Source organism: Sphingomonas morindae, from assembly GCF_023822065.1.
GTDB lineage: Bacteria > Pseudomonadota > Alphaproteobacteria > Sphingomonadales > Sphingomonadaceae > Solisphingomonas > Solisphingomonas morindae.
Genome location: NZ_CP084930.1, coordinates 1370346 through 1377500 on the forward strand (window position 1 = coordinate 1370346; position 7155 = coordinate 1377500).

Annotated in this window: 3 protein-coding genes, 3 tRNA genes and 2 rRNA genes; 1 reads left to right on the top strand and 7 read right to left on the bottom strand. The window is 63.4% G+C overall.

The features are described from left to right. Positions 1 to 14: 14 nt before the first annotated feature. Positions 15 to 1160, bottom strand: a complete 1146-nt coding sequence (locus LHA26_RS06630) for a GGDEF domain-containing protein (RefSeq protein WP_252167938.1) — start codon at positions 1158 to 1160, stop codon at positions 15 to 17. A 247-nt stretch (positions 1161 to 1407) separates the two neighbouring features. Here LHA26_RS06630 and LHA26_RS06635 point away from each other — a divergent pair, with 247 nt between their 5' ends. Beyond that, positions 1408 to 2163 carry a sulfite exporter TauE/SafE family protein gene (locus tag LHA26_RS06635; RefSeq protein ID WP_252167939.1) on the top strand — a complete coding sequence of 252 codons (756 nt, stop codon included), beginning with the start codon at positions 1408 to 1410 and terminating at the stop codon, positions 2161 to 2163. Here LHA26_RS06635 and LHA26_RS06640 read toward each other — a convergent pair. The 6 genes from LHA26_RS06640 to LHA26_RS06665 form a co-directional block, all read right to left on the bottom strand. Beyond that, positions 2136 to 2615, bottom strand: coding sequence for a MarR family winged helix-turn-helix transcriptional regulator (locus tag LHA26_RS06640; protein ID WP_252167940.1), 480 nt, complete (start codon positions 2613 to 2615; stop codon positions 2136 to 2138). The two genes, LHA26_RS06635 and LHA26_RS06640, sit on opposite strands and share 28 nt — an antisense overlap. 694 nt (positions 2616 to 3309) lie before the next feature. Beyond that, positions 3310 to 3386: transfer RNA gene (locus LHA26_RS06645), tRNA-Met, on the bottom strand. A 55-nt stretch (positions 3387 to 3441) separates the two neighbouring features. Further along, positions 3442 to 3556 (bottom strand): 5S ribosomal RNA (rrf, locus tag LHA26_RS06650). 99 nt (positions 3557 to 3655) lie between these two features. Continuing rightward, positions 3656 to 6447 (bottom strand): 23S ribosomal RNA (locus LHA26_RS06655). Positions 6448 to 6788: 341 nt separating this feature from the next. Next, positions 6789 to 6864, bottom strand: a tRNA-Ala gene (locus tag LHA26_RS06660). A gap of 155 nt (positions 6865 to 7019) precedes the next feature. After that, positions 7020 to 7096: transfer RNA gene (locus tag LHA26_RS06665), tRNA-Ile, on the bottom strand. Positions 7097 to 7155 lie beyond the last annotated feature (59 nt).

The window sequence follows — 7155 nt, forward strand, 5'->3', positions numbered from 1 at the left end:
GGCGGAGCGTCGCGTCAGACGGTCGGTGTCCCGGCGGGACCGAAGCGCGCATGGCCATTGCCGCCCGTGCGCTTCACCCGATAGAGCGCCGCATCCGCCTCATCCAGCAGCCGGGCGAGCGCGCCATCCGCGATGCTGCCCGTGGCGATGCCGATGCTCGCACCGACCTGAATCGGCCCCGGCGCGATATCGATCAGCGGCTGCTCGATCCGCCGGACGAGCCGTTCGCTCGTGCGCGTCGCCTCGATCGCGCCCATGTCGAGAAGAAGGATGACGAATTCGTCGCCGCCCAGCCGGCAGACGAAATGCGGCGCCGCCTCCTCCGCGAGCCGGGCCGCCACTTCCACCAGCACCGCGTCGCCGGCGGCATGGCCATAGGCGTCGTTGACGGCCTTGAAGCCATCGAGATCGACGAACAGCGCCGCCACGCTTTGCTCCGGCGCCGCTTCCGCCTCGAGCCGCGCCACCTCGGCCGCCAGCCCCGATCGGTTGGCGAGCCCCGTCAGGCTATCGGTGCGGGACAGGCGCCGCGCCTGGTGCGATCCGCGCAGCATGGCGACGAGGGTGCTGTGGTTCTGCAGCGTCAGCGCCGCCGTGGTGGTGGCCGCGACGGTGAAGAGCGCGCCGATCGCGCCGTGCACATAGAGCACCGCGGCGCCGAACGGCGCCGCCGCCGCGAGCATGGTGGCGATCGCGAGCCGCGGCAGTGCCGCCCAGCGGCTCGCCAGCCCCGCGATCAGGCTCATCATCGCGGCGGTCACCACCATCTGCAGCGCGGCCGGTCCGATCAGGAAGCTGGCCGTGCAGCCGAGCCCGAACAGGAGGAAGGTGGGCACGCTCGCCACCACGACGCACCGCGCCAGCCCTTCGGCCAGCGATTGGCCGCGCCCGAGCCGCAGCGAGACCAGGAAGCGGGCAAGCACCATCACGAGATCGAACAGGCACCAGAGCAACGCCCAGCGGGTCCGCGTGAGCATCGCCGCCGCGCCGCTGATCAACACCAGGCCCACGCCGGAAAAGAGGAGCGGCAGCGGACGCAGCAGCACCGTCTCGAAAATGTCGGCGCGCAGCATTCGTACCTCGGCGCCCGGCAGGCCCGTGCTCCAATCGAGCAGCGCGACGAGCCAGCCATCCCTGGTCTTCGCGCGTTTTCGCGTCATCGTGCCCCTCGTGCCTCCCTGCCCGGCCGTCGGGCGGACAGGCATGCCGCTCGCCGCTATTGGTCGGGTGCCGCTGCGAGGGCGTTAACCTTGCCCCTCGCGCGATTGCTTAAGGGACTCTGCTCGCTTTCCCGCGCGGGCCACGGAACTCGGGGCCACTCGGCATGGTGGAACGCGGCGGGCGGATAAGGCGTCCTCTCCTGATCCTTCTGCAGCGGGAGCCGGCGTCATCCACGCGATCACCTCCATGGATCCCCTGACAATCCTTCCCTTTATTCTGGTGGGCTTCGCGGCGCAGCTGGTCGATGGCGCGCTCGGCATGGCCTTTGGCGTCATCTCTTCTACGCTTCTCATCAGCCTCGGAGTCCCGCCCGCTGCGGCCTCGGCGGGTGTTCACTTCGTCGAGATCTTCACCACCGGCGCGTCGGGGCTCAGCCATATCTATCAGCGCAACGTGGATTGGCGGCTGTTCCTGCGCCTGATGGTGCCCGCGTTGATCGGCGGCATCGCCGGCGCAACGCTCATCTCGGGCTTGAGCGCCACTATCGCCAGGCCCGCCATCCTCCTCTATCTGCTCGCCATCGCCCTGTCCCTGCTGTGGCGGGGATGGCGCGGCGCGCCGCGCCCCCGCGCGCCGCGCATCGTCATGCCGCTCGCGCTCGCCGGCGGCTTCCTCGATGCGGCCGGCGGCGGCGGCTATGGGCCTGTGGTGACCAGCAATCTCTTGGTCCAGGGGGCGCCGCCGCGCAGCGTGATCGGCAGCGTCAACCTGTCCGAATTCTTCCTCACGCTGATCGTGTCCGCCACCTTCATCGGCACGCTCGGCCGGTCCGCGCTGAGCGAGGCGACGCTGGGCCTGCTGGTCGGCGGACTGCTCGCGGCGCCGCTCGGTGCGCTGATCGCCAAGCGCGTGCCGGCGCAACGGCTGCTGCTGCTGGTCGGCATGATCCTCGCGCTCACCAGCGCCTGGGGCATTTACACCGCGCTGTCGGGGCGCGGCTGAGGCGCGGCGGCATAGGCGCGCAGCTGCGCGCGCAGCGTGAGCAAAGTGTCGCGCATCGCGCCGATCTCGCCTGGCGTGTGCCCGGTTGCGGCGAGGATCGCCTCGGGCAAGCAGGCGGCGCGAGCGACGGTGGCGCGGCCCTGCTCCGTCAGCGCCACGCGCACCACCCGCTCGTCGCTCGTGTCGCGCTGGCGTTCGACCAGACCGGCGGCGGCCAACCGCTTGATCAGCGGGGTCAGCGTGTTGCTCTCCAACCCCAGCCGCTCGCCGAGCGCGCCCACCGAAAGCGTGGGCGCCTCGCTCAACGCGATCAGGGCCAGATATTGGGGATAGGTGAGGCCGAGCCCATCGAGCAGCGGCTTATAGACGCGGTTGAAGGCGAGCCCCGTGGAATAGACCGCGAAGCAGAGCAGATGGTCCAGCGGGATGGCGGCGGGGTCGGGCTCGGTCATGGCTGCAAATATGGATCGCACGCGATTGAATCGCAAGGGCGTCTGCGGGAAGGCGGACCTCGGCCGTGGGTGATATCGGGGAGAGGGCGTTTCGGTGGACGGCGCGAAGGCGCGATCAGGCGGATGCTTCGCGCGAATCGGGGATCCGTCTCGAGGCGTCGCGCGCGACCAGCCTGGCTCCCAGCCTTGCGCTCGCGTGTGCGACACAGGCGCCACGATGGCCGCGAGGCGGCTGGTGCCGCCGGGGCGCTCGCCGCGCGGGTGCTGGGGAGAAAAACGGGTCCGGCCGTTCGTGGCGACACACGCCGCGAGTCCGGTGGCCGCGCGGCGGAAGGCGCCTTTGAAGCCGGCGCGGAGGGGCGTCGTATGAAGTGGTGTTTGCGTCGAGACCATGCGGCGCGAGCGAACGAGGGGAGGCGCTCGTGCGCGCGCGATGGGAAGTCGAGAGCTGTACCGCGTTCGGAGAGGGTGCGGGCCAAGTGAAAGCCGATCCGCCCGCTCGTTAGAGACGCGCGAGGCAGACGGCGAACCGCGCACCTTCGCCAGGTCGTTAGCCGCTGCGGAGACAAGCGCGGCGCAGGGGGTCGGCGGGCGCGCTCTCGCGGCTGGCTTTGCGCCGCCGGCAGCACGCGGCCTTCCCGTGTCCCGGACGCACGAAAGCCCCAGGCCGTGGGGTCTGGGGCTTTAGTGGATTTGGTTGCGGGGGCAGGATTTGAACCTGCGGCCTTCAGGTTATGAGCCTGACGAGCTACCGGGCTGCTCCACCCCGCGCCGGGAGTTTTGGTGGGGTGTGAATGGGTTTTTTCCGTCTCGCGCCGGTCGCAAAGCCTGGCGGCGTCCTACTCTTCCATCGCTTAAGCGATAGTACCATTGGCGCAGTCCGGTTTCACGGCCGAGTTCGGGATGGGATCGGGTGGGTCACGGACGCTATGGCCACCAAGCTATGGGGCCGGCGCGGGGACGGAGTGTGTTTTGAGATCGGTGCGTGTGTCATGCTGGGCGTTTGCGCATCACCAGGCTTTAGGGTGATGGCGGGGCTCATCAAGCGCGAATAGAGCAATTAGGACCGGTTAGCTTCACACGTTACCGTGCGTCCACATCCGGCCTATCGAGGTCGTGGTCTTCGACCGCTCTAAGATATCTTATCTCGAGGGAGGCTTCCCGCTTAGATGCTTTCAGCGGTTATCCCGTCCATGCATAGCTACCCTGCTGCACCGTTGGCACGATGACAGGTCCACCAGAGGCATGTTCAACCCGGTCCTCTCGTACTAGGGTCAACTCCTCTCAAATATCGACGCCCACGGCAGATAGGGACCAAACTGTCTCGCGACGTTCTGAACCCAGCTCACGTACCACTTTAATTGGCGAACAGCCAAACCCTTGGGACCTGCTCCAGCCCCAGGATGTGATGAGCCGACATCGAGGTGCCAAACAACCCCGTCGATATGAGCTCTTGGGGGTTATCAGCCTGTTATCCCCGGCGTACCTTTTATCCGTTGAGCGATGGCCCTTCCACGAGGGACCACCGGATCACTATGACCGACTTTCGTCTCTGCTCGACTTGTCAGTCTCGCAGTCAGGCTGGCTTATGCCATTGCACTCTAACAGCCGGTTTCCAACCGGCCTGAGCCAACCATCGCGCGCCTCCGTTACTCTTTGGGAGGCGACCGCCCCAGTCAAACTACCCGCCACAGAGGGTCCCTCACCCGGCTAACGGGTGCAGGTTAGACATCAGAAAACAACAGGGTGGTATTTCACCTATGGCTCCACCAGGGCTGGCGCCCTGGCTTCAAAGCCTCCCACCTATGCTACACAGTTCTTTCCTAATGCCACTCTGAAGCTGCAGTAAAGGTGCACGGGGTCTTTCCGTCTAACCGCGGGTACTCCGCATCTTCACGGAGAATTCAATTTCGCTGAGCATGTGCTGGAGACAGTGGGGAAGTCGTTACGCCATTCGTGCAGGTCGGAACTTACCCGACAAGGAATTTCGCTACCTTAGGACCGTTATAGTTACGGCCGCCGTTTACCTGGGCTTCATTTCGATGCTTGCACATCTCCACTTAACCTTCAGGCACCGGGCAGGCGTCAGACCCTATACGTCGTCTTGAAGCCGACTTAGCAGAGCCCTGTGTTTTTGCTAAACAGTCGCTACCCCCTGGCCTGTGCCCCCTGGCAGTGCTTGCGCATAGCCAGGGCCTCCTTCTTCCGAAGGTACGGAGGCAATTTGCCGAGTTCCTTCAGCACACTTCTCTCAAGCGCCTTGGTATACTCTACCTGACCACCTGTGTCGGTTTCGGGTACGGTCTGTATGGGGAGGCTATTTCCTGGAACCGCTTCGAAGCACGGCCAATCCGATAAGGCCGTACAACTGCCACGATCCGTCACTCATCCCCAGGCCATGGAATATTAACCATGTTCCCATCGACTACGCCCTTCGGCCTCGTCTTAGGGGCCGGCTCACCCTGCGCGGATTAGCCTTGCGCAGGAACCCTTGGTCTTTCGGCGACAGGGCATCTCACCCTGTTTATCGCTACTCATGTCTGCATTCGCACTTCCGATACCTCCACGGCCCATTACCAGGCCGCTTCGCAGGCGTACGGAACGCTCCGCTACCGCGTGGATAAATCCACACCCTAAGCTTCGGTGCACGTCTTGAGCCCCGGTACATCTTCGCCGCAGGAACCCTTGATTAGACCAGTGAGCTGTTACGCTTTCTTTAAAGGATGGCTGCTTCTAAGCCAACCTCCTGGTTGTTTTGGGATTCCCACATGCTTTCCCACTTAGACGTGACTTGGGGACCTTAGCTGTAGGTCAGGGCTGTTTCCCTCTTGACGACGGACCTTAGCACCCGCCGTCTGTCTCCCGGATATCACTCTTGGGTATTCGGAGTTTGGTTAGGTTTGGTAGATCTCGCGACCCCCTAGCCCATCCAGTGCTCTACCCCCCAAGGTGTTCGTCCGAGGCACTACCTCAATAGTTTTCGCGGAGAACCAGCTATTTCCCGGCTTGATTGGCCTTTCACCCCTAAACACAACTCATCCGGTACCTTTTCAACGGTAATCGGTTCGGCCCTCCAGTGGGTGTTACCCCACCTTCAGCCTGGTCATGCCTAGATCGCCGGGTTTCGGGTCTAATGCATCGAACTCAGTCGCCCTATTCAGACTCGCTTTCGCTGCGCCTACACCTAACGGCTTAAGCTTGCTCGATACATTAAGTCACAGACCCATTATGCAAGAGGTACGCGGTCAGGGCTTAAAACCCCTCCCACTGCTTGTAGGCATTCGGTTTCAGGTACTGTTTCACTCCCCTCATCGGGGTGCTTTTCACCTTTCCCTCACGGTACTTGTTCGCTATCGGTCATGCACGAGTATTTAGGCTTGGAGGGTGGTCCCCCCATGTTCAGACAGGATTACACGTGTCCCGCCCTACTCAAGGCCTGAATGCGTCCTTTCGCATACGGGGCTGTCACCCGCTATGGCCGACCTTTCCAGATCGTTCTGCTAGTCTACATCCAGGCACTGGCCTGGTCCGCTTTCGCTCGCCACTACTTACGGAATCTCGGTTGATGTCTTTTCCTCCGGGTACTGAGATGTTTCAGTTCTCCGGGTTCGCTTCACCAAAGCCTATATATTCAGCTTAGTGATACCTTCCCCATTAAACACCGACCGTCCTCGCGAACGCGCCGATGTTTAATGGTGAGGGTGGGTTCCCCCATTCGGAAATCTGCGGGTCAAAGGTTGCTCACACCTCACCGCAGCTTATCGCAGCGTGCCACGTCCTTCATCGCCTGTGCATGCCAAGGCATCCACCAAATGCCCTTACCTCACGCTTGAGAGCCCGCACCATCAACCTAAAGGCTGACGATGCGCTTAATTTGCTCAGCATGAAACCATATCACGAACCAAAACGCCGATCGCCACGGCCAAAGCCGTGCCCATCAACGCCGGTCCGCGGCATCGATCTCAAAAACCCATTCACAATGTCAAAGACAGGTCGGATGACCCTACCGCGTGTCGCCACGCGGATCCGGTTCCCATTATCACTGGACATAGTCAGAAGCGCCGTGCGTCAGATGCGTCGTGCTCCCCCGCAGCCTCGCACTCCCGCGCCGCCTTTCGGCGGCTTGGGAATTTTCGCGCAAAACCATGCCCCGCATAGTTTGGCTGAGAAAATTGGTGGAGCCTGTCGGGATCGAACCGACGACCTCAAGCTTGCAAAGCTAGCGCTCTCCCAACTGAGCTAAGGCCCCGACAGGATGCGCCGCCCGACGGCTCGAGCGGCCTTGCGGCCCCTGCGCCGCCTCTCGGCGGCCGCGCAGATCGGCGTTGCGCCACCGGCGCCGCCTCTCGGCGGCTTGGGAATTTTTTCGCAAAACCATGCCCCGCATGGTTTGGCTGAAAAAATTGGTGGGCCGAGGAGGACTCGAACCTCCGACCTTACGCTTATCAGGCGTACGCTCTAACCACCTGAGCTACCGGCCCAAATCTGCCCGGGCCAGAAAGCGGCGCACCCCGCCGCGGGAAAACCCCGCGTGGGCGCG

What these genes read in the sequence shown, in the direction of transcription:
- LHA26_RS06630 (WP_252167938.1), bottom strand. Translation starts at nt 1,160, where the DNA reads ATGACGCGAAAACGCGCGAAGACCAGGGATGGCTGGCTCGTCGCGCTG.
- LHA26_RS06635 (WP_252167939.1), top strand. Translation starts at nt 1,408, where the DNA reads ATGGATCCCCTGACAATCCTTCCCTTTATTCTGGTGGGCTTCGCGGCG.
- LHA26_RS06640 (WP_252167940.1), bottom strand. Translation starts at nt 2,615, where the DNA reads ATGACCGAGCCCGACCCCGCCGCCATCCCGCTGGACCATCTGCTCTGC.